This is a genomic window from Pantoea alfalfae (assembly GCF_019880205.1).
Lineage (GTDB): Bacteria > Pseudomonadota > Gammaproteobacteria > Enterobacterales > Enterobacteriaceae > Pantoea > Pantoea alfalfae.
Window position 1 is genome coordinate 3,026,464 of record NZ_CP082292.1, and the last position, 20,853, is coordinate 3,047,316.

19 protein-coding genes are annotated in these 20,853 nt (G+C 53.4%); 13 read left to right on the top strand and 6 right to left on the bottom strand.

From position 1 onward, the window contains the following. Nucleotides 1-28: 28 nt before the first annotated feature. The 4 genes from clpX to bolA form a co-directional block, all read right to left on the bottom strand. Nucleotides 29-1,300, bottom strand: coding sequence for an ATP-dependent protease ATP-binding subunit ClpX (gene clpX, locus K6R05_RS14305; protein ID WP_003850494.1), 1,272 nt, complete (start codon nucleotides 1,298-1,300; stop codon nucleotides 29-31). A gap of 136 nt (nucleotides 1,301-1,436) precedes the next feature. Then, nucleotides 1,437-2,060 carry an ATP-dependent Clp endopeptidase proteolytic subunit ClpP gene (clpP, locus tag K6R05_RS14310; RefSeq protein ID WP_010255410.1) on the bottom strand — a complete coding sequence of 208 codons (624 nt, stop codon included), beginning with the start codon at nucleotides 2,058-2,060 and terminating at the stop codon, nucleotides 1,437-1,439. 335 nt (nucleotides 2,061-2,395) lie between these two features. Beyond that, nucleotides 2,396-3,700: a trigger factor gene (tig, locus tag K6R05_RS14315; protein WP_161736020.1), complete on the bottom strand. Its 1,305-nt coding sequence runs from the start codon at nucleotides 3,698-3,700 to the stop codon at nucleotides 2,396-2,398. A 293-nt stretch (nucleotides 3,701-3,993) separates the two neighbouring features. Continuing rightward, entirely contained in the window at nucleotides 3,994-4,308 is a 315-nt protein-coding gene (bolA, locus tag K6R05_RS14320) for a transcriptional regulator BolA (protein ID WP_033731761.1), read from the bottom strand. Between the two features lie 286 nt (nucleotides 4,309-4,594). On the opposite strand from bolA, the gene K6R05_RS14325 reads away from it, so the two are divergent. From K6R05_RS14325 to K6R05_RS14360, 8 genes are all read left to right on the top strand, one after another. After that, entirely contained in the window at nucleotides 4,595-5,173 is a 579-nt protein-coding gene (locus K6R05_RS14325) for a lipoprotein (RefSeq protein WP_161736019.1), read from the top strand. A gap of 57 nt (nucleotides 5,174-5,230) precedes the next feature. After that, nucleotides 5,231-6,721 carry a muropeptide MFS transporter AmpG gene (gene ampG / locus K6R05_RS14330; RefSeq protein WP_222924429.1) on the top strand — a complete coding sequence of 497 codons (1,491 nt, stop codon included), beginning with the start codon at nucleotides 5,231-5,233 and terminating at the stop codon, nucleotides 6,719-6,721. Between the two features lie 444 nt (nucleotides 6,722-7,165). After that, nucleotides 7,166-8,092 (top strand): cytochrome o ubiquinol oxidase subunit II, encoded by a 927-nt coding sequence (gene cyoA / locus K6R05_RS14335; protein WP_150037820.1) that lies wholly within the window; start codon nucleotides 7,166-7,168, stop codon nucleotides 8,090-8,092. A 4-nt stretch (nucleotides 8,093-8,096) separates the two neighbouring features. Next, complete coding sequence (cyoB, locus tag K6R05_RS14340) at nucleotides 8,097-10,079, top strand: cytochrome o ubiquinol oxidase subunit I (protein ID WP_013356988.1); 1,983 nt, start codon at nucleotides 8,097-8,099, stop codon at nucleotides 10,077-10,079. Further along, a complete protein-coding gene (locus K6R05_RS14345) occupies nucleotides 10,079-10,696 on the top strand; it encodes a cytochrome o ubiquinol oxidase subunit III (RefSeq protein ID WP_009091720.1) in 618 nt (205 codons plus the stop codon). Before cyoB ends, K6R05_RS14345 begins: the two co-directional genes overlap by 1 nt. Continuing rightward, entirely contained in the window at nucleotides 10,696-11,025 is a 330-nt protein-coding gene (locus K6R05_RS14350) for a cytochrome o ubiquinol oxidase subunit IV (protein ID WP_008924889.1), read from the top strand. Before K6R05_RS14345 ends, K6R05_RS14350 begins: the two co-directional genes overlap by 1 nt. A 13-nt stretch (nucleotides 11,026-11,038) precedes the next feature. Next, nucleotides 11,039-11,926 (top strand): heme o synthase, encoded by an 888-nt coding sequence (gene cyoE / locus K6R05_RS14355; protein ID WP_010255394.1) that lies wholly within the window; start codon nucleotides 11,039-11,041, stop codon nucleotides 11,924-11,926. Between the two features lie 132 nt (nucleotides 11,927-12,058). Next, on the top strand, nucleotides 12,059-13,423 hold the full coding sequence (locus tag K6R05_RS14360; RefSeq protein WP_222924431.1) for an MFS transporter: 1,365 nt from the start codon (nucleotides 12,059-12,061) through the stop codon (nucleotides 13,421-13,423). Between the two features lie 498 nt (nucleotides 13,424-13,921). Here the strand turns inward: K6R05_RS14360 and K6R05_RS14365 are convergent, their stop codons facing one another. After that, complete coding sequence (locus K6R05_RS14365; RefSeq protein ID WP_003852530.1) at nucleotides 13,922-14,413, bottom strand: YajQ family cyclic di-GMP-binding protein; 492 nt, start codon at nucleotides 14,411-14,413, stop codon at nucleotides 13,922-13,924. A 135-nt stretch (nucleotides 14,414-14,548) separates the two neighbouring features. On the opposite strand from K6R05_RS14365, the gene panE reads away from it, so the two are divergent. Both panE and yajL read left to right on the top strand, forming a co-directional pair. Continuing rightward, nucleotides 14,549-15,469, top strand: a complete 921-nt coding sequence (gene panE / locus K6R05_RS14370; protein WP_033731754.1) for a 2-dehydropantoate 2-reductase — start codon at nucleotides 14,549-14,551, stop codon at nucleotides 15,467-15,469. Further along, nucleotides 15,423-16,019 (top strand): protein deglycase YajL, encoded by a 597-nt coding sequence (yajL, locus tag K6R05_RS14375; protein WP_161735249.1) that lies wholly within the window; start codon nucleotides 15,423-15,425, stop codon nucleotides 16,017-16,019. The genes panE and yajL overlap by 47 nt, the downstream gene beginning before the upstream one ends. Nucleotides 16,020-16,099: 80 nt before the next feature. Here yajL and thiI read toward each other — a convergent pair whose 3' ends face one another. Further along, nucleotides 16,100-17,548, bottom strand: a complete 1,449-nt coding sequence (gene thiI / locus K6R05_RS14380; RefSeq protein WP_222924433.1) for a tRNA uracil 4-sulfurtransferase ThiI — start codon at nucleotides 17,546-17,548, stop codon at nucleotides 16,100-16,102. A 232-nt stretch (nucleotides 17,549-17,780) separates the two neighbouring features. On the opposite strand from thiI, the gene xseB reads away from it, so the two are divergent. Genes xseB through dxs form a run of 3 tightly spaced genes read left to right on the top strand, consistent with a single transcriptional unit; the run spans nucleotide 17,781 to nucleotide 20,807 of the window. Beyond that, complete coding sequence (xseB, locus tag K6R05_RS14385) at nucleotides 17,781-18,023, top strand: exodeoxyribonuclease VII small subunit (RefSeq protein ID WP_161735253.1); 243 nt, start codon at nucleotides 17,781-17,783, stop codon at nucleotides 18,021-18,023. Further along, the gene (gene ispA, locus K6R05_RS14390) at nucleotides 18,023-18,922 is read left to right on the top strand and encodes a (2E,6E)-farnesyl diphosphate synthase (protein ID WP_161735255.1); all 900 of its coding nucleotides are present in this window, start codon (nucleotides 18,023-18,025) and stop codon (nucleotides 18,920-18,922) included. The genes xseB and ispA overlap by 1 nt, the downstream gene beginning before the upstream one ends. A 19-nt stretch (nucleotides 18,923-18,941) precedes the next feature. Further along, nucleotides 18,942-20,807 carry a 1-deoxy-D-xylulose-5-phosphate synthase gene (dxs, locus tag K6R05_RS14395; RefSeq protein ID WP_161735257.1) on the top strand — a complete coding sequence of 622 codons (1,866 nt, stop codon included), beginning with the start codon at nucleotides 18,942-18,944 and terminating at the stop codon, nucleotides 20,805-20,807. Nucleotides 20,808-20,853: the final 46 nt, after the last annotated feature.

Consider the following 20,853-nt stretch of genomic DNA (forward strand, 5'->3'; position numbering starts at 1 on the left):
AATTGAACAACATGGACGATCTGTTTAATTATTCGCCAGATGCCTGCGCTTCATGCTTGCCGTAGATCAACATGGGCTCAGACTGACCTTCAATAACTGATTCATCAATCACTACTTTTTCCACGTCATCCATGGAAGGCAGGTCATACATGGTTTCCAGCAGCGCACCTTCAACAATAGAACGCAGACCACGAGCACCGGTTTTACGTGACATCGCTTTCTTCGCGATAGCGGTTAATGCCTCGTCACGGAACTCCAGTTCAACCCCTTCCAGGTTAAACAGCGCCTGGTACTGTTTGGTCAGAGCGTTTTTCGGCTCACGCAGAATCTGAATCAGCGCTTCTTCGCTCAGCTCGCTCAGGGTCGCGACCACAGGCAGACGACCGATGAACTCAGGGATCAGACCAAACTTGATCAAATCTTCAGGTTCACACTGTGAAAGCAGTTCACCTTCGCTGGCTTTCTGTGACTTCCCTTTCACGGTGGCACCAAAACCAATACCAGATCCGGTTTCCACGCGCTGGGAGATCACTTTGTCCAGGCCGGCGAATGCGCCGCCGCAGATAAACAGAATTTTCGAGGTATCAACCTGCAAGAATTCCTGTTGCGGATGCTTACGTCCACCCTGCGGCGGAACGGCAGCCACGGTGCCTTCAATCAGTTTAAGCAGAGCCTGCTGTACACCTTCGCCTGACACGTCACGGGTAATCGACGGGTTATCAGACTTGCGTGAGATTTTATCGATTTCATCGATATAAACGATGCCGCGCTGTGCTTTCTGTACGTCGTAATCACATTTCTGCAGCAGTTTCTGGATGATGTTTTCAACGTCTTCACCCACGTAACCGGCTTCAGTCAGCGTGGTGGCGTCAGCCATAGTGAATGGCACATCCAGCAGGCGCGCCAGCGTTTCTGCCAGCAGCGTTTTACCACTACCGGTCGGGCCAATCAGCAGAATGTTACTTTTGCCCAGTTCGATGCCATTGCTGGTATCACCGTTACGCAAACGCTTGTAGTGGTTGTAAACCGCAACCGCCAGCACTTTCTTCGCTCTTTCCTGACCGATAACATAATCATCGAGGTGATGGCGAATTTCATGTGGGGTTGGCAACGCACTGCGTTCACGATGCGGGGCAACTTCTTTAATCTCTTCGCGAATGATGTCGTTGCACAGGTCAACACACTCATCGCAGATATACACTGACGGCCCGGCAATCAGCTTACGCACTTCATGCTGGCTTTTGCCGCAAAAAGAGCAGTACAGCAACTTTCCTGAACCGTCTTTGCGCTTATCTGTCATCAGTTAACCTCTTCTTGTTCTCAGGCCATACCCGCGTACGGCTCAGGCCGTACAGGGACGGCCGAAATTCATTCAACCCATAAATAGTACCGTTGTCCTGTTAACTATAGACCAGTGACAACGGTAAGTCGGGGTCTTATTGGCGATGCGTCAGAATTGAATCGACTAATCCATACTCTACCGCTTCATTTGCAGAGAGGAAACGATCACGCTCGGTATCACGCTCAATTTCTTCCAGCGTTTTACCGGTATGCTCAGCCATCAGCTCATTCATGCGCTGTTTAACTTTAAGGATTTCACGCGCATGGATTTCAATGTCTGACGCCTGGCCCTGATAGCCGCCCAGCGGCTGGTGGATCATCACGCGCGAGTTTGGCAGACAGAAACGCTTCCCTTTAGTGCCCGCTGTCAGCAGAAACGCCCCCATTGAACAGGCCTGTCCCATACAGATGGTGCTGACATCCGGTTTGATAAATTTCATGGTGTCGTAAATCGACATACCGGCCGTGATCACACCGCCTGGCGAGTTGATGTAGAGATAGATATCTTTTTCCGGGTTCTCAGCTTCCAGAAACAGCATCTGCGCCACGATCAGATTAGCCATGTGGTCTTCAACCTGACCGGTCAGAAAAATGACGCGCTCTTTCAGCAGACGGGAGTAGATGTCGTAAGAACGCTCACCACGCGAAGTTTGTTCAACCACCATTGGCACCAGCGCATTGTGCGGTGCAGTATATTCACGATCGCCACTGTATGACATTACCGTCTCCTGGATAAATTTCATTGGCAACATTCTGTACCGATTCTACGTAAGACGCTCGGGAAACTCCACGTCGCACCTTTTCCGACACCTTCAGGACGGTTAATCAGCCAGCCTCACTCTCATTTCTGCATACTCCCACTATCTGGGGATGCTGCACGCATGTTTCAAGCATAACAATCTTTTCCCTGTTCGCTAACCCGGAAAAAGCGATGCGTGAATAATTTGCCGATTAATTAAGCAAATAGCGGCGAAGAGTCGCGTTCTGTACGCAAAATACAAAAAAGCCCGCGACTTTTCAGTCACGGGCTTAGCACAGACGGTTAACTGCGTGATCAGGCCTGAGCGGTCTGATTCATCAGATCCTGGAAGTTGGTCTCTTTCTCGGTCACTTTAGCTTTCGCCAGGACCGCTTCAACCGCTTGCTCTTCCAGCGCGACGTTGCGCATATTGTTCATCAGCTCGTTATTCTTGCTGTAGAACTCGATGACTTCTTTCGGATCTTCATACGCAGAAGCCATCTCTTCGATCATGGTGTTCACGCGCGCTTCGTCAGCTTTCAGCTCGTGGGTACGAATCACTTCGCCCAGCAGCAGACCGACAACAACACGGCGTTTAGCCTGCTCTTCAAACAGTTCGCGTGGCAGTTCCAGCGCCTGCTGTTCGTTGCCACCGAAACGCTGTGCAGCCTGACGACGCAGAACATCGATTTCGCTGTCAACCAGCGCAGCTGGCACGTCGATTTCGTTCGCTTCAACCAGGCCGTCGATCGCCTGAGTTTTGATGCGGTTACGGATAGCGCCTTTCAGCTCGCGATCCATGTTCTTACGCACTTCAGTACGCAGACCGGCTACAGAACCATCTTCAACGCCGAAACGTTTGATGAACTCTTCAGTCAGCTCTGGCAGCTCACGCGTTTCAACTTTCTTCAGCACGATCTCGAACTTCGCATCTTTCCCTTTCAGGGTTTCTGCGTGGTAGTCGTCCGGGAATTTCACGTCGATAGTGAACGTTTCGCCCGCTTTGTGACCCACAACGCCTTCTTCAAAGCCTGGGATCATGCGGCCCTGGCCCATGGCCAGAACGAAATCAGTGGCTTTGCCGCCTTCGAACTCTTCACCGTCAACAGAACCGTTGAAATCGATAGTTGCACGATCTTCCGGGCCTGCAGCTGCGTCGCTTTCGATCCAGTTGGCCTGCTGCTTGCGCAGAGTATCCAGCATGGCATCAACATCAGCATCAGTTACTTCAACGACAGGTTTTTCGACTTCGATGTTTTCCAGGCCTTTCAGCTCAACTTCCGGATAGACTTCGAATTCAACCGCGTAGGTGAAATCCTGACCTTCTTTGTATTCGCCCGGCACATAGTTTGGTGCGCCAGCCGGATTAATTTTTTCTTTGATGATGGCGTCAACAAAGTTGCGCGTCATCAGCTCGCCCAGCACGTCCTGACGGACAGAAGCGCCGTAACGCTGCGCCACGATGTTCATCGGCACTTTGCCTTTACGGAAACCATCGATGCGAACTTTCCTGGCAACGTCAACCAGTTCTTTTTTTACTGCGCTTTCGATGCTGTCAGCTGCAACAGTAATCGTAATGCGACGGCCCAGGCCCTGAGTGGTCTCTACAGAAACTTGCATCTTGTTACCTCAAAAAATCACGTGCTCGGTCAACTTCAGACACCACACATAGTGAAATGCGCCGTATCCAACAACCGGGACGGCTTCCGTGAAGAGAACCTGATCCCTGTTACCAGAAGCGTCCCGAAGACATTCCGGAAAAATAGACGCAGCATTATAGCGGCATCGCTGGAATGAGTCGAGGACGCTAACTCACCACTTTTCAGCAGGTTTGCTGCTTTTTTGAGCCAGGGATCGCGTTTTTCGCTAAATCACAGAAAAAACGGCCAGCAGGCCGTTTCAGAGGAGGGAGATCAGGCGAGACTACCGGCACCACGACAGTTAGGCGAAGCCAGAACGGTATCCTGCAACCCTTCCCACTCTTTCAGGGTGTAAGTATGCAGGGCTAAGGCATGGACACTGCCCGCTAATTCAGCCGCCAGTTCGCTATAAATCAGACGATGACGCGCCAGGAAGCGCTGGCCTGCAAAGCAGTCGCTGACAATCACCACTTTGAAGTGACTTTCCGATCCGGCAGGCACGTTGTGCCGGTAACTTTCGTCATGCACTTCCAGATGAGCTGGCTGAAACGCCACACGCAGCTTTTCTTCTATTTGTTCGCGGATCATGGCTATTACTCCTCAATGGCGAGCGCGGTGCCCCATCTCATTCAATCTTAGTCGCTTTTAGTGCGCTTACCCGCCGGCGGACGCTAAATATTGCATTTTATGTCAGCCCGCTTCTGGTGTGCATCATAACGCAGTCGAAACCATCAGCAAACCTGCCTGTCAGAGAAGGGGCTTAAAACGGTTTCAGAGACAATTTCACCCGCAACAGGGCTTTTTTCACTGCCGGGCAATGCTATGATGGCCGCAGTTTTTGCAAACCAACCCCCTGACACCAACGAGAAAAAGTATGTTGAAAAAACTGTTATTCCCACTGTTGGCTGCGTTCATTTTAGCCGGCTGTGCAACCAGCAATAATACCCTCACTATCCAGCCTAAAATTCAGCTGCCGCAGCAGGATCCCGGCCTGATGGGCGTGACCGTGAGCATCAACGGTGCCGACCAGCGTAAAGATCAGGCGCTGGCAAAAGTTAACCGTGATGGTCAGTTAGTGACCCTGACGCCTTCGCGCGATCTCCGTTTCCTGCTGCAGGAAGTGCTGGAGAAGCAGATGACCGCACGTGGTTATATGATTGGTCCTGATGGCGCGGTCGATCTGCAGATTGTGGTTAACAATCTCTACGCTGACGTGACGCAGGGCAATGTGCGCTACAGCATCACTACCAAAGCGGACATCTCTATTATTGCGACCGCGAAAAATGGCAACAAGCAGGTTAAAAACTACCGCCAGACTTACAGCGTAGAAGGCGCATTCAACGCCAATAACCAGAAGATTACTGACGCGGTGAACGCCACCATGAGCGATGTGATTGCGGATATGGCACAGGACACCAGCGTTAACGACTTCATCAAGCAGAACGCCCGTTAATATCGTCTCACCTCTGCCCTGCCTCGTGCAGGGCTTTTTGTTATCTGCAGGATCCGCATGAACCACTATCTTCGCCTCTTCAGCCAGAAAAATGCCGCCGTACTACTGCTACTTGGTTTTGCTTCCGGACTGCCGCTGGCACTGACTTCGGGCACGTTGCAGGCGTGGATGACGGTGGAAAATGTTGATCTGAAAACCATCGGCTTCTTTTCACTGGTCGGCCAGGCCTATGTCTTTAAATTTCTCTGGTCGCCGATGATGGACCGCTATACGCCGCCGTTTCTGGGCCGGCGTCGCGGCTGGTTACTGCTGAGTCAGTTGGCGCTGGCAGGCGGGATTGTCGCGATGGGATTTCTGCAGCCAGAACGCGATCTGACCCTGATGGCGGCGCTGGCAGTGCTGATCGCTTTCTGCTCCGCCTCCCAGGACATCGTTTTTGACGCCTGGAAAACGGATATTCTGCCACCTGAAGAGCGCGGCAGCGGCGCAGCCATTACCGTGCTGGGCTATCGGCTGGCGATGCTGATTTCAGGCGGGCTGGCCTTGTGGCTGGCTGACCGTTATCTGGGCTGGCAGGCGACCTACTGGTTGATGGCGCTGATGATGGTGCCGGGCATTATTGCCACACTGATGGCGAGCGAGCCGGACACACGGACTTCCACCCCGCATTCACTGCGACAGGCAGTTGTCGATCCGCTCAAGGATTTCTTTCAGCGCAACAACGCCTGGCTACTCATTACGCTGATTATTCTCTACAAGCTGGGCGATGCCTTTGCCGCCTCACTGACGACTACCTTTCTGATCCGCGGCGTCGGGTTCAATGCCGGTGACGTCGGCCTGGTCAATAAGACGCTGGGTCTGCTGGCGACCATTATCGGCGCGCTTTATGGCGGCGTACTGATGCAGCGTCTGAGCCTGTTCCGGGCGCTAATGATTTTCGGTCTGCTGCAGGCTGTCTCGAACTTTGGTTACTGGCTGCTGGCAGTGACCGACAAACAGTTGTGGAGCATGGCCAGTGCAGTCTTTGTCGAAAACCTCTGCGGCGGCATGGGCACCGCGGCCTTTGTCGCATTGTTAATGACGCTGTGCAATAAGTCGTTCTCAGCCACCCAGTTTGCCCTGTTATCGGCGCTCTCCGCAGTCGGCCGGGTCTATGTCGGCCCGGCGGCGGGCTGGCTGGTGGAACTCTGGGGCTGGCCGACATTCTATGCTTTCACGGTGATGGCGGGTCTGCCAGGCCTGGTGCTGCTGGCTTTTTGCCGGCAAACATTGAATCAGGTCGAGCAGAGTGGCAATTTCCTCACACGTAGCTACTATCCTCATGGCTATCGCTGGACTAATCGTCTGTTTGCAGCTGGCTGCGGCGTGCTGGCTATCTGGCTGGTCGTGCTGGCACTGAATGCACTGGGGCTGACTGCGCTGGCACCGCTGCTGACCCGCCTGTTTGAGCTGGGCATGAGCCTCTCCCTGCTGGCGGTGTTTGCCGGGGTCTTGCTGGACTATCGGGCACTGAAGAGAACGCCGGTGTTGCCCGCGTCAGATGCTTAAGTGAAATCGATAGGTTAACGGGGTGCGGCTTATTTTTTGACATCCGGATAAGTCGCCGTCATTTATCATCGCGTGTTATTTTTAAAAAATAAGAATAGATCCTGAGGAGGCGTAGCGGAAATACTAAAAACCGGTTAGCAATTACTTTAGTTAAATTTCATCGCGCAAATGATGCAGACTTGTTAAATATTTGGGAGTTAAAAGTAAGGGTTATTCCTTTCCCTGATTTTTTTACGGTTACTTCCATTGGTTTTTGTTATATTGATGCCAACTGCTTGTCTGCGTTAATTATTTGTCACCTGGCGCAACATCTGTGACACCCTTAGCAAAAGGTGTCAACACGTATCTGACACATCCTTAAGCTGGTTTACACTGCATAAACCTTCCCGTAAAATGCGCGCACACTTAAACGACAATAGAGCCCTTTGTCATTGAGGTCGTTAAATGAGACTCAGTAAATACAATAAAAGTTTGGGGATTTTGTCATTAATTGCAGGCACTTTATTAATGAGTGGCTGCGATAGTGCATTGTTAAATCCCAAAGGACAGATTGCACTGGAGCAACGTTCGCTGATACTGACTGCCTTTGGCCTGATGTTGATCGTCGTGATTCCCGCAGTCCTGATGGCCGTGGTGTTTGCCTGGAAGTATCGGGCGTCCAACACGAATGCGAAGTACAGCCCTAACTGGTCACACTCTAACAAAGTGGAAGCCGTGGTCTGGACCATTCCGATCCTGATCATTCTCTTCCTCAGCGTACTGACCTGGAAATCAACCCACGCACTGGAGCCCAGCAAACCGCTGCAATCTGATGTGAAACCGGTTGAGATCGATGTGGTTGCACTGGACTGGAAATGGTTGTTCATTTACCCGGAACAGGGTATTGCGACTGTGAACCAGATTGCCTTCCCGGCAAATACTCCGGTGAACTTCAAAATCACCTCTAACTCCGTCATGAACTCTTTCTTCATTCCAACACTCGGCAGCCAGATTTATGCGATGGCGGGTATGCAGACCAAACTGCATCTGATTGCGAATGAGCCAGGCACGTTCGACGGTATCTCTGCGAACTTTAGTGGTCGTGGTTTCTCTGGCATGAAGTTTAAAGCCATTGCAACCAAAGACGATGCGGAATTCCAGCAGTGGGTGGCTAAAGTTAAAGCAGCCCCTAACACGCTGACCACCATGGAAGATTTCGAGAAAGTGGCTGTGCCAAGCGAAAATCATCCGGTGGAATATTTCTCTTCAGCTGATCCGAAACTGTTCATGCAAGTCATCGACAAGTTCAAGATGAGCCACGGGAAAATGGACATGCCACAGCATGAAGGTATGGACATGAGTCACGCCGCTTCCGCGGGAGCCGAGGAATAATACGATGTTAGGAAAATTAACACTTGATGCAGTGCCGTACCATGAGCCGATTATCATGGTTACGGTTGCCGCTATCCTGATAGGTGGTGCTGCGCTGGTCGCTGCGCTTACCTATTTTGGTAAGTGGAAATACCTGTGGTCTGAATGGCTGACGTCAGTTGACCACAAACGTCTGGGTATCATGTATATCATCATGGCGTTCGTCATGCTGATTCGTGGTTTCGCTGATGCCATTATGATGCGTACCCAGCAGGTGATGGCTTCGGCCGGTGAAGCGGGCATCCTGCCACCGCACCACTACGACCAGATCTTTACCGCGCACGGCGTGATTATGATCTTCTTCGTGGCGATGCCTTTCGTGGTTGGCCTGATGAACATCGCCGTTCCGTTGCAGATTGGTGCACGTGACGTTGCGTTCCCCTTCCTGAACAACCTGAGTTTCTGGTTTACCGCGGTCGGTGTGATCCTGGTTAACCTGTCTCTGGGTGTGGGCGAGTTCGCACAGACCGGCTGGCTGGCTTATCCGCCGCTTTCCGGCGCGGAGTATAGTCCCGGCGTCGGGGTCGATTACTGGATCTGGAGCCTTCAGCTTTCAGGTATTGGTACGACCTTGACCGGTATTAACTTCTTTGTGACCATTCTGAAGATGCGCGCACCGGGCATGAGCCTGTTCAAAATGCCGGTATTTACCTGGACTGCGCTGTGCACCAACGTCCTGATCATCGCTGCGTTCCCGGTTCTGACCGTGACCCTGGCGCTGTTGACCCTTGATCGTTATCTCGGCTTCCATTTCTTCACCAATGAAATGGGCGGCAACATGATGATGTATGTCAACCTGATCTGGGTCTGGGGCCATCCGGAAGTGTATATCCTGGTACTGCCGGTGTTTGGTGTGTTCGCAGAAATTACCGCGACCTTCTCCAAAAAACGTCTGTTTGGTTATACCTCACTGGTGTGGGCGACCATCGCCATTACCGTGCTGTCGTTCATCGTCTGGTTGCACCACTTCTTCACCATGGGTGCGGGTGCCAACGTTAACGCCTTCTTCGGTATTATGACGATGATCATCGCGATTCCGACCGGGGTTAAAATCTTTAACTGGCTGTTCACCATGTATCAGGGCCGCATTCAGATGCACTCTGCCATGCTGTGGACCGTTGGCTTCCTGGTAACCTTCTCTGTAGGGGGTATGACCGGCGTACTGCTGGCCGTTCCGGGCGCTGACTTCATTCTGCACAACAGCCTGTTCCTGATTGCACACTTCCACAACGTAATCATCGGCGGTGTAGTCTTCGGTTGTATGGCGGGCGTGACCTACTGGTTCCCGAAAGCATTCGGCTTCACCCTGAACGAAACCTGGGGTAAGCGCGCATTCTGGTTCTGGATCATTGGCTTCTTCGTTGCCTTTATGCCGCTGTACGCACTGGGCTTCATGGGTATGACCCGTCGTCTGAGCCAGGATATCGATCCACAGTTCCATCCTCTGCTGGTGGTTGCTGCGGTTGGTGCGGGTCTGATTGCGCTGGGTATCCTGTGTCAGCTGACCATGTTCTACGTCTCGGTACGTGACCGCGACCAGAACCGTGATGTGACAGGTGACCCGTGGGGCGGTCGTACGCTGGAGTGGGCAACCTCTTCACCACCACCGTTCTATAACTTTGCTGTGATCCCACATGTCCACGAGCGTGATGCGTTCTGGGAAATGAAAGAGAAAGGCGAAGCGTATAAGCAGCCGGCATCGTATGAAGAGATTCATATGCCGAAAAACAGCGGTGCGGCAATCGTCATCTGTGCATTCGCTACTGTGATGGGCTTTGCGCTGATCTGGCATATCTGGTGGATGGCGGGTCTTTCATTCCTCGGCATGATCGTTACCTGGATCGTGAAGAGCTTCGACGAAGACGTGGATTACTACGTTCCGGTTGCCGAAGTTCAGAAGATTGAGAACCAGCACTTTGACGAAATCAGCAAAGCAGGTCTGAAATAATGTCAACTGAAACTCTGATTAAACATCACCACGACGCCCATGCGGAGCATGGGCATCACGATGCAGGAGCCAATAAAGTCTTTGGCTTCTGGATCTACCTGATGAGTGACTGCATTATCTTCGCAACCCTGTTTGCGACCTATGCCGTCATGGTCAACAACACTGCCGGTGGCCCGGCAGGTAAAGATATCTTTGAGCTGCCGTTTGTTCTGGTAGAAACCGCCCTGCTGCTGTTGAGTTCGATCACTTACGGCATGGCTGTTATCTCCATGAACAAGGAGCAAAAAGGTGCCGTTATCGGCTGGCTGGCGCTGACCTTCCTGTTCGGTCTGGGCTTCATCGGGATGGAAATCTATGAATTCCATCACCTGATTGCTGAAGGCTTTGGTCCGGATCGCAGTGGCTTCCTGTCTGGCTTCTTTACGCTGGTCGGTACCCACGGTCTGCACGTGACCTCCGGTCTGATCTGGATGCTGGTCCTGATGTTCCAGATTTCCAAACGTGGCCTGAACGCGACTAACCGTACCCGTATCATGTGTCTGAGCCTGTTCTGGCACTTCCTGGACGTGGTCTGGATTTGCGTCTTCACCGTTGTTTACCTGATGGGAGCCATGTAATGAGTCATTCTGTTAACGAACATGGCGCTTCACACGGTAGCGTGAAGTCCTACATGATCGGCTTCATCCTCTCTATCATTCTGACGGCGATCCCGTTCTGGATGGTAATGGATGGCAGTGCATCTCACGGTACTATCCTCGGTGTTGTTCTGGTGTGTGCGGTCATTCAGGTGCTGGTTCACCTGGTGTACTTCCTGCACTTAGACAGCAAATCTGAGGGTGGCTGGAACATGGTAGCCATTGTTTTCTCGGCCATCATCATCCTGATTGTCGTAGTAGGCTCACTGTGGATCATGTGGAACCTCAACTACAACATGATGCCTCACTAAAGAGTCACGCGTAATGTTTAAGCAATACCTGCAAGTTACAAAACCAGGAATTATTTTCGGGAATTTAATTTCTGTGATCGGCGGATTCCTGTTGGCCTCCAAAGGCAACACGGATTACGCCCTGTTTCTCATCACCCTGGTGGGCGTGTCACTGGTGGTTGCATCGGGTTGTGTTTTCAACAACGTGATTGACCGCGACATCGACATCAAGATGGAGAGAACCAGGAATCGGGTGCTGGTAAAAGGCCTTATCTCCGCGAAAGTAAGCCTGGTTTATGCCACTGTGCTGGGTATTGCTGGCTTTGCGTTGCTCTACTTCGGTGCTAATCCGCTGGCCATGTGGCTGGCGGTGATGGGCTTCGTGGTGTACGTGGGCATCTACAGCCTGTACATGAAGCGTAATTCCGTTTACGGAACGCTGATTGGCAGTCTGTCAGGTGCTGCGCCGCCAGTTATCGGCTACTGCGCGGTCTCTAACCAGTTTGATGCTGGCGCGTTGATCCTGCTGGCGATCTTTAGCCTGTGGCAGATGCCGCATTCGTACGCGATTGCTATCTTCCGCTTTAAAGATTACCAGGCAGCGAACATCCCGGTTCTGCCGGTGGTGAAAGGCATTTCCGTCGCGAAGAATCATATTACGCTCTATATCCTGGCGTTTATGATTGCCACGCTGATGCTGACGCTGGGCGGTTACGCAGGCTACAAATATCTGGTGGTGGCCGCTGCGGTCAGCGTCTGGTGGCTGGGCATGGCATTATCGGGTTATAAAACCGCAGATGACCGTGTCTGGGCGCGTAAGCTGTTTGTCTTCTCTATCGTGACCATCACCGCACTGAGCGTGATGATGTCAGTAGATTCGATGGCTCCGGCTTCGAAGGACCTGCTGACCTACGTCTGGTAACCGGCACCGATACAGCATGAAAAGGGCGCGATTTTCGCGCCCTTTCTTTTTGTTACCACTGCTTAAAAACTATTGTTTTACCCGCCCTGCCCCGCCCCCTAGAATAAAAGCAGCACATTAACAGAGGTTGGAATGAACGATAATAAAATGACTCCGGTGGAGCTGCGCGCCACATGGGGCCTCGGTACGGTCTTTTCCCTGCGAATGCTTGGAATGTTTATGGTCCTGCCGGTACTGACCACTTATGGCATGGCATTACAGGGCGCGAGTGAAACCTTAATTGGTCTGGCGATTGGCATCTATGGCCTTGCCCAGGCAATATTTCAGATTCCTTTTGGTCTGCTCTCTGATCGCATCGGCCGCAAGCCGTTGATCGTCGGCGGACTGTTGCTGTTTGTTCTGGGCAGTATTATCGCAGCCTGCACCGACTCCATCTGGGGCATTATACTGGGCCGGGCATTACAGGGCTCGGGCGCGATTGCCGCTGCCGTGATGGCACTGTTATCCGATTTAACCCGCGAGCAGAACCGCACCAAAGCGATGGCGTTTATCGGCATCAGTTTTGGTGTGACCTTCGCGATTGCGATGGTGGTCGGTCCGGTTGTGACTCATGCATTGGGTCTGCATGCGTTGTTCTGGATGATTGCGATCCTGGCATCGCTGGGCATCGTGATTACCCTGCTGGTAGTGCCATCTGCCTCCAATCATGTCCTGAACCGTGAATCGGGCATGGTGAAAGGCAGCTTCCGCAAAGTGATGGCTAACCCGCGTCTGGTGAAACTCAATATTGGTATTTTCTGCCTGCACGTCCTGCTGATGTCGAGCTTTGTTGCGTTGCCAGGGCAGTTTGAACAGGCCGGTTTCCCGGCACCCGAACACTGGAAAGTCTATCTCTCCACCATGCTGATCGCTTTTGCTGGCGTAGTCCCCTTCATCATTTATGCCGAAGTGAAGCGCCGCATGAAGCGTGTCTTTGTCGGCTGTGTCGGAATGATTGTGATTGCGGAGATCGTGCTCTGGGGTGCAGAAGGCCACTTCTGGACGCTGGTGGTGGGTGTTCAGCTCTTCTTCTTCGCCTTCAACCTGATGGAAGCGATTCTGCCTTCGCTGATCAGTAAAGAGTCGCCTGCAGGATACAAAGGTACGGCGATGGGGATTTATTCTACCAGCCAGTTCCTGGGTGTGGCTGTTGGCGGCAGCATGGGTGGCTGGGTGTTTGGTCATTTCGATGCACAGACCGTATTCCTGGTGGGCGCGATGGTGGCCGCAGCCTGGCTGTTTGTCAGCATGACGATGCAGGAGCCGCCTTATGTCAGCAGCCTGCGCATCGTGCTGAGTGATGCTGCACTGGCTGTGCCGAATCTGGAGCAGCGCCTGAAGGCTCAGAAAGGCGTTAACTCCGTGTTTATCGTGCCGGAAGAGAAAAGCGCGTATATCAAAATTGATAGTAAGGTCACCAGCCGGCCTGAGCTGGAAGCGCTGCTGGGGAGTTGCTAGCTTTAAAAAGTTTAGTGATAACGTCAGCTCGTTTCGCTTCAGGATCGAGCTGGCTCAGGGAACACGTTCAGATCGGAAAGACGCAAAAGCCGCCATCCGTGGCATGCTCGGCCCGCGCCGTCCTGGCGCGGGACGCTTTCCTCCTCTGACCGTGTCCCCTGCGCCCCTTAGCTTTTGCGTTGCTGCCAGGTTCAGCCGCATTTAAATTTCTGAGTAAATATCACCCAGCACAATCCTTCTTACAGACCACTAATCAGCTTAAAGCGATGGGAGCCTGTGCCTGTAGCAAAGCATCGCGGGCCAGGGATGGCCCGCGCTGAGCCAGCCATGGATGGCGCTTTTGCGTCTTTGCGAAAGGCACAGGCTTCCTGAGCCTGAACGCGATGTTCCAGACGACATCCATCTCACAAAGCGATATAAGCAAGGTGCTAACAAAAAACCCGGCCTGAGCCGGGTTTTTTATCACTGCATTCAGGCCAAAAAAACAGCCTCCCCCACTTAATCGCGGAAGTTCTTAAACTGGAACGGCTGGCCCAGATTGCTGCCGCGCACGATCGCCATCGCACCCTGCAAATCGTCACGCGCTTTACCGGTCACACGCAACGCTTCACCCTGAATCTGGGTCTGCACCTTCAGCTTGCTGTCTTTGATCAGCTTCACCAGCTTCTTCGCCACGTCGCTTTCAATGCCTTTCTTCAGTTTGGCATCGACCGCCCAGCTCTTGCCGCTGTGCTCAATCTCTTCCGGCACCTCTAAAGCACCGCCTTCAATCCCACGCTTCAGCAACTTCTCTCGCAAAATATCGACCAGTTGCTTAACCTGAAAATCGGACTCGCTGGTGATTTTGATGGTTTCATTCTTTTCGTTGAGCTCAAACTCGGCGCTCACGTTGCGGAAATCGAAGCGGGTAGACACTTCACGGTTGGCATTCTCCACCGCATTGCGAATTTCCTGCAGATCGACTTCTGAAACGATATCGAAAGATGGCATCTCTTCTTCTCCTGACGCTAAAGTGACATGCATAATACGCGTCTTAAGGTGCTAAATAAAATCAGGCTGCACACAACGCTATAATGTAGGTGTGACAGTAAATAACAGATGGCTAGCCCGCCAGCGGGAGGCAGCATGAAAATTACCGTGTTAGGTTGCGGTGCATTGGGTCAGGTCTGGCTGACAGCGCTTGCCCGCCAGGGACATGAAGTACAGGGATGGCTGCGCGTGCCGCAGCCTTACTGCTCAGCCAATGTGATTGATCCACAGGGCAACATTTCGAATCGCACATTTATCGCCAACGATCCGCTGTTTCTGGCGGAAAGTCAGCTGCTGCTGGTCACACTCAAAGCGCCACAGGTCTCACCCGCCGTGAAGAATCTGGAAAGTGTGCTGCCAGAAAACTGCCCGGTGCTGCTGCTGCACAACGGTATGGGCACGCTGGAGGAACTGAAAGGGCTGACTCAGCCACTCCTGCGTGGCGTCACCACGCATGCGGCGATGCGTGATGGCACCGTCATCAAGCACATCGCCAGTGGCATCACCCACATTGGTCCCGGTAACCGCAAAAGTGCCGCTTACAGTGATCTCGCCGATATACTGCACCCTGCCCTGCCCGACGTTGCCTGGCATGACAATATCCGGGCGGCCTGCTGGCGCAAACTGGCCGTCAACTGTGTCATTAACCCGCTCAGCGTGGAGTATGAGTGCCAGAACGGGGCATTGCGCGCGTATCCGGAGCAGATCGCGCAGCTGTGCGAAGAGATCAGCTGGGTCATGGAGCGTGAAGGCCAGAACGTGGCCAGTGACAGTTTGCAGGACATCATCTTCGACGTGATCGAAAGCACTGCGGCCAATACCTCTTCCATGCTGCAGGACGTTCGCGCCCAGCGGCTCACCGAAATCGACTATATCAGCGGCTTTCTGCTACGCCGCGCCCGGACGCACGGCCTGGTGCTCACGGAGAATACCCGTCTGTATGACATTGTAAAACGCAAGGAGTCCCATTATGACCGCGAACGCATCGGTGCTGGTTTGCCTGGCACATGGCAGTGAAGAAACAGAAGCTGTCACCACCATCGACCTGCTGGTTCGGGCCGGGCTGAAGGTTGTTACCGCCAGCGTCGAAAGCGATGGCAGCCGTGAGATTGTCTGCTCGCGCGGTGTTCGTCTGCTGACTGATGTCACGCTGGTTGAAGTCGCCGACAATGATTTCGCCGCCATTGTGCTGCCCGGTGGCCTCAAAGGGGCTGAGACCTTCCGTGACAGTCCGCTGTTAGTCGAAACGGTGCGTCAGTTTCACCTCAATGAGAAGATTGTCGCGGCAATATGCGCAGCCTCAGGCACGGTTTTGATCCCTCACGATCTCTTTCCGGTCGGCAATATGACTGGCTTTCCTGGTCTGAAAGAGACAATTCCGGAGGAAAAGTGGATGGAGCGGCGTGTCGTCTGGGATCCGCGCGTCAATCTGCTGACCAGCCAGGGGCCAGGTACGGCAATGGATTTTGCGCTGAAGTTAATCGATCTGCTGGTGGGAAAAGAGATGGCGCGTGAGGTAGCTGCACAGCTGGTGCTGGCTCCCGGCATTTATGACTATCAGGCGTAAAGACTCAGTCTTTGATAGAAAGGCTTAAAACGAGAAAGCCAGTCAGACCTGAACAGGCACTGACTGGCTCAACATGGTGACTACGGGCGGTAAACTTTAACGTTCTTAAAACCCTGCTCATGCAGATAAAGCGCCTGCAGACGGCTCATCACACCGCGATCGCAGTAAAGCAGCCAGGTCCGGTTCTGATCGAGATCGCCAAACTGCGTGCTGAGTTTATAGAATGGGAGTGATTTCACTTCTGTAGCGTTCAGCGTCAGTGGCTTCTCTTCCTGCTCATCAATAGAGCGGATATCCAGCACGACGTCGTTGTCACTCAGAAGCGCGACGGTCTCAACTTCAACCACCTCCTCTTCTGTCTGCTCAGCAATAGTACGGATGTCGACATTGGTCGCTTCTTCCACCACCCGATCCAGAATCGCAAAGTCGAAATTCTGCTCTTCCGCTTCAATCTTCGCCTTCACCGCCTTCACCGTTGGGCTTTTTGAGATCACACCACAATATTCCGGCATCGTGCTGGCGAAATCTTCGGTGCCGATCTCCCGGGCAACTCTGATGATGTGCTCTTTGTCATGAGAAATCAGCGGACGCAGAATCAACGTATCGGATGCGTTATCAATCAGTCGCAGGTTGGTCAGCGTCTGGCTCGACACCTGCCCCACCGCTTCACCCGTGACCAGCGCCTGCACGCCGTAGCGTTCAGCAATCGTCGAAGCAGCACGCACCATCATGCGCTTCAGCACCACGCCCATCTGGCCGTCATCCACTTTTTCGAGGATCTCACCGACGACCGGCTCAAAATTGATCGCCACGAAGCGCACGCGGTGTGAACGACCAAAACGATTCCACAGATAGTGCGCAACCTGACGCACGCCAATCTCATGCGCGGCACCGCCAAGGTTAAAGAAGCAGTAATGCACGCGACTGCCACGACGCAGCAGCATATAACTGGATACGCCGGAATCGAAACCGCCGGAAATCAGCGACAGCACATCTTCCTGCGTGCCGATTGGGAAACCACCCAGACCTTCGTAACGTGCAGTCACCAGTGTCAGGCGATTCTCTTCAACTTCAAGGTTCACCGTCACGTCAGGGTTTTTAAGCTGCACGCGGGCGCTTTCAATATGCTGATTCAGGCCGCCGCCCACATAGCGCTCTACATCCTGTGAACTGAAGCTATGCTTACCGCGACGTTTCACACGTACGCAGAAGCTCTTGCCTTCAAGACTGTCGCGATACTGCGTTAACGTCTGCTCAAAGATGTGATGTATATCGGTGTACTCACGATCTTCAACCGCTAAAACGTGATGGATACCGGGAATGCGGGAAAGCTCATCGGGAATAATGTCAGCCAGCGCCGCATTTTTTGACCGCACTTCAATGTGATCCCAGAAGCGCACAACGGCGATGTCGTCGCTGACGGTTTTCAGGACGTTGCGGATATTGCTGGCAAGAATCTTGATAAAGCGCAAACGCACCGACGGACTCTTGATGGTGATTTCAGGAAATAACTTGATGATAAACTTCATGGCGATACAGCTTCGTTGGGCAAATAAGTGCTAAAACAGGCGGCACTTAGCTGGTAAAATCACAAAATTGCGGGCTGCAAGGCGCAACCGCATCCGAGGCGCGGGAGTATATCACCTTTGTCAGGTGACTGCTTCTTCATCAGCCGCCGCATTGATTATTTTGCTAATCATAGGGTCTCAGCTACCATGACCGATTGCGAGATAATGTCCCAACCGTGAGTCGACACGAAATATGCCGAAAAAAGCCGAACAGCCAGCCAGCTTTGAAACGTCATTGCAGCAGCTGGAGCAGATTGTCAGCCGTCTGGAAAGTGGTGAACTGCCGCTGGAAGAAGCCCTGAACGAATTTGAACGCGGCGTGCAGCTGGCGCGGAATGGCCAGCAGACGCTGCAGCAGGCTGAACAGCGGGTCCGCATTCTGCTGAACGATGATAAAGATGCCGACCTCACTGCTTTCATGCCGGAAAACGACTAATGGATTTTGCCCGCTTACTCGACGCCTATCAGCAGCAGGTCAACGCCGCGCTGACGCGTTTTATAGAGCCACTTCCTTTTCAGAGTTCTCCTCTGGTGAATGCCATGCATTATGGGGCATTATTAGGCGGTAAACGTCTGCGTCCTTTTCTGGTCTACGCGACCGGCGAAATGCTCCACGCCAATCCGGCGAGTCTGGATGCCCCTGCCGCCGCAGTTGAATGCATTCATGCGTACTCTCTGATTCATGACGATCTCCCTGCGATGGACGATGATGCATTGCGTCGCGGGCAGCCAACCTGTCACATTAAATATGGCGAAGACACTGCGATTCTGGCGGGTGACGCCCTGCAGACGCTGGCTTTCTCCATTCTGGCCGATGAAGCAATGCCCGGTGTCAGCGCCGAATACCGTCTGCTGATGCTCTCCGAACTGGCAAAAGCCAGCGGCGTAGCCGGGATGTGTGGCGGGCAGGCACTGGATTTAGCGGCGGAAGGCAAATCCGTCGATCTTGATCAGCTGGAACAGATCCATCGCCATAAAACTGGCGCGCTGATCCGCTCAGCGGTGCGCTTAGGCGCATTAACGGCAGGCGATGCGGGCCGCGAAGCGCTGCCGCTGCTCGACCGCTATGCAGAGGCGATTGGTCTCGCATTTCAGGTGCAGGACGACATTCTGGATGTGATCGGTGACACAGCGGTGATCGGAAAACGCCAGGGTGCCGATCAGGATCTGGGGAAAAGCACCTATCCTTCATTGTTAGGCCTTGAAAATGCTCGAGCCAAGGCGCGGGATTTGTATCAGGAAGCTCTTGATGCTTTAGAATTGCTCGCTGCGCACTCCTATAACACCACAGCACTGCAGGCGCTGGCGAGCTTCATAATTGAACGCGACAAATAACTTCCATAATGAGTCTCTGATGAGTTTTGATATTGCTAAATACCCGACACTGGCGCTGGCAGACACCGTTCAGGCGCTACGCGCCCTGCCGAAAGAGAAGTTGCCTGCGCTGTGTGATGAACTGCGTCAGTATCTGTTAGACAGTGTGAGCCGCTCCAGCGGCCATTTTGCATCGGGTCTGGGCGTGGTTGAACTGACGGTCGCGCTGCATTATGTCTATAACACCCCGTTTGACCATCTGGTCTGGGATGTAGGTCATCAGGCTTATCCGCATAAAATTCTGACGGGTCGCCGCGATCGCATCGGCACTATCCGTCAGAAAAACGGCGTACACCCGTTTCCGTGGCGCGGTGAAAGTGAATATGACGTCCTGAGCGTCGGTCACTCGTCGACCTCAATCAGTGCCGGTCTGGGCATGGCCGCTGCGGCAGAACGTGAAGGTCAGGGCCGTCGTACCGCCTGTATTATTGGCGATGGTGCGATTACCGCAGGCATGGCGTTTGAAGCGATGAACCATGCTGGTGATATTAAGCCGGACATGCTGGTCATCCTCAATGACAACGAGATGTCGATCTCCGAAAACGTCGGCGCGCTGAATAATCGCCTGGCGCAGATCCTGTCGGGTAAAACCTACGCACGACTGCGCGAAGGCAGTAAACGGGTGCTGACAAATCTGCCGCCAATCAAAGAGCTGGTCAAACGCACCGAAGAGCATCTCAAAGGCATGGTCGTGCCGGGCACGCTCTTTGAAGAGCTGGGCTTTAACTACATCGGCCCGGTTGATGGTCACGATGTGCTGACGCTGGTCAATACGCTGAGCAACATGCGCAGCCTGAAAGGGCCGCAGTTCCTGCATATCATGACGAAGAAAGGTAAAGGCTACGCCCCGGCAGAGGAAGATCCGATTGCCTGGCACGCCGTTCCTAAATTTGACCCGGCGATTGGCGAACTGCCGAAAAGCGCAGAAGGTCTGCCGAGCTACTCTAAAATCTTCGGCAACTGGCTGTGTGAAATGGCCGCCGACGATCCGAAGCTGATGGCGATTACGCCAGCGATGCGTGAAGGCTCCGGCATGGTGGCCTTCTCACGTGAATTCCCGAAGCAATATTTTGACGTGGCGATCGCCGAGCAGCATGCGGTGACTTTCGCGGCCGGTATGGCGATTGGCGGCTATAAACCCATTGTGGCCATCTACTCGACCTTCCTGCAACGCGCCTACGATCAGCTGATCCACGACGTCGCTATCCAGAAATTGCCGGTCCTGTTTGCTATCGATCGCGGTGGTATTGTTGGCGCGGATGGTCAGACTCACCAGGGCGCGTTTGATCTCGCCTATCTCCGCTGCGTGCCGGATATGGTGATCATGACGCCGAGCGATGAGAATGAGTGTCGGCAGATGCTTTACACCGGCTATCACCATCAGGCTGGCCCAAGTGCAGTGCGCTATCCGCGCGGCACCGGTATCGGCACGCCGCTGGCTCCGCTGCAGAGTCTGCCGCTGGGTAAAGCAGTCGTGAAACGTCAGGGTGAAAAGCTGGCGATTCTGAACTTCGGTACTCTGCTGCCAGAAGCAGCCGCCACGGCGGAAGTGCTGAATGCAACTTTGGTTGATATGCGCTTTGTGAAGCCGCTGGATGAGGCGCTGATCGCCGAGCTCGCTAAAACCCACGACTCGCTGATTACGCTGGAAGAAGGCGCAATCAAAGGCGGTGCGGGCAGCGGCGTAAATGAGTTTGTGATGGCGAAACGGCTGGCCGTTCCGGTACTGAACATTGGCCTGCCCGATGAGTTCATCCCGCAGGGCACGCAGGATGAAGTGCGTCATGACTATCTGCTGGACGCCGAAGGCATTCAGCAACAGATCGCCCGCTGGCTGGCGCAGTAACTTCTCCTCTCTGCGCTCCCCCCTGGGGAGCGCAACATCCTGCTAT

Coding starts and splice junctions, on each gene's coding strand:
- clpX (WP_003850494.1), bottom strand. CDS start 1,300: ATGACAGATAAGCGCAAAGACGGTTCAGGAAAGTTGCTGTACTGCTCT.
- clpP (WP_010255410.1), bottom strand. CDS start 2,060: ATGTCATACAGTGGCGATCGTGAATATACTGCACCGCACAATGCGCTG.
- tig (WP_161736020.1), bottom strand. CDS start 3,700: ATGCAAGTTTCTGTAGAGACCACTCAGGGCCTGGGCCGTCGCATTACG.
- bolA (WP_033731761.1), bottom strand. CDS start 4,308: ATGATCCGCGAACAAATAGAAGAAAAGCTGCGTGTGGCGTTTCAGCCA.
- K6R05_RS14325 (WP_161736019.1), top strand. CDS start 4,595: ATGTTGAAAAAACTGTTATTCCCACTGTTGGCTGCGTTCATTTTAGCC.
- ampG (WP_222924429.1), top strand. CDS start 5,231: ATGAACCACTATCTTCGCCTCTTCAGCCAGAAAAATGCCGCCGTACTA.
- cyoA (WP_150037820.1), top strand. CDS start 7,166: ATGAGACTCAGTAAATACAATAAAAGTTTGGGGATTTTGTCATTAATT.
- cyoB (WP_013356988.1), top strand. CDS start 8,097: ATGTTAGGAAAATTAACACTTGATGCAGTGCCGTACCATGAGCCGATT.
- K6R05_RS14345 (WP_009091720.1), top strand. CDS start 10,079: ATGTCAACTGAAACTCTGATTAAACATCACCACGACGCCCATGCGGAG.
- K6R05_RS14350 (WP_008924889.1), top strand. CDS start 10,696: ATGAGTCATTCTGTTAACGAACATGGCGCTTCACACGGTAGCGTGAAG.
- cyoE (WP_010255394.1), top strand. CDS start 11,039: ATGTTTAAGCAATACCTGCAAGTTACAAAACCAGGAATTATTTTCGGG.
- K6R05_RS14360 (WP_222924431.1), top strand. CDS start 12,059: ATGAACGATAATAAAATGACTCCGGTGGAGCTGCGCGCCACATGGGGC.
- K6R05_RS14365 (WP_003852530.1), bottom strand. CDS start 14,413: ATGCCATCTTTCGATATCGTTTCAGAAGTCGATCTGCAGGAAATTCGC.
- panE (WP_033731754.1), top strand. CDS start 14,549: ATGAAAATTACCGTGTTAGGTTGCGGTGCATTGGGTCAGGTCTGGCTG.
- yajL (WP_161735249.1), top strand. CDS start 15,423: ATGACCGCGAACGCATCGGTGCTGGTTTGCCTGGCACATGGCAGTGAA.
- thiI (WP_222924433.1), bottom strand. CDS start 17,548: ATGAAGTTTATCATCAAGTTATTTCCTGAAATCACCATCAAGAGTCCG.
- xseB (WP_161735253.1), top strand. CDS start 17,781: ATGCCGAAAAAAGCCGAACAGCCAGCCAGCTTTGAAACGTCATTGCAG.
- ispA (WP_161735255.1), top strand. CDS start 18,023: ATGGATTTTGCCCGCTTACTCGACGCCTATCAGCAGCAGGTCAACGCC.
- dxs (WP_161735257.1), top strand. CDS start 18,942: ATGAGTTTTGATATTGCTAAATACCCGACACTGGCGCTGGCAGACACC.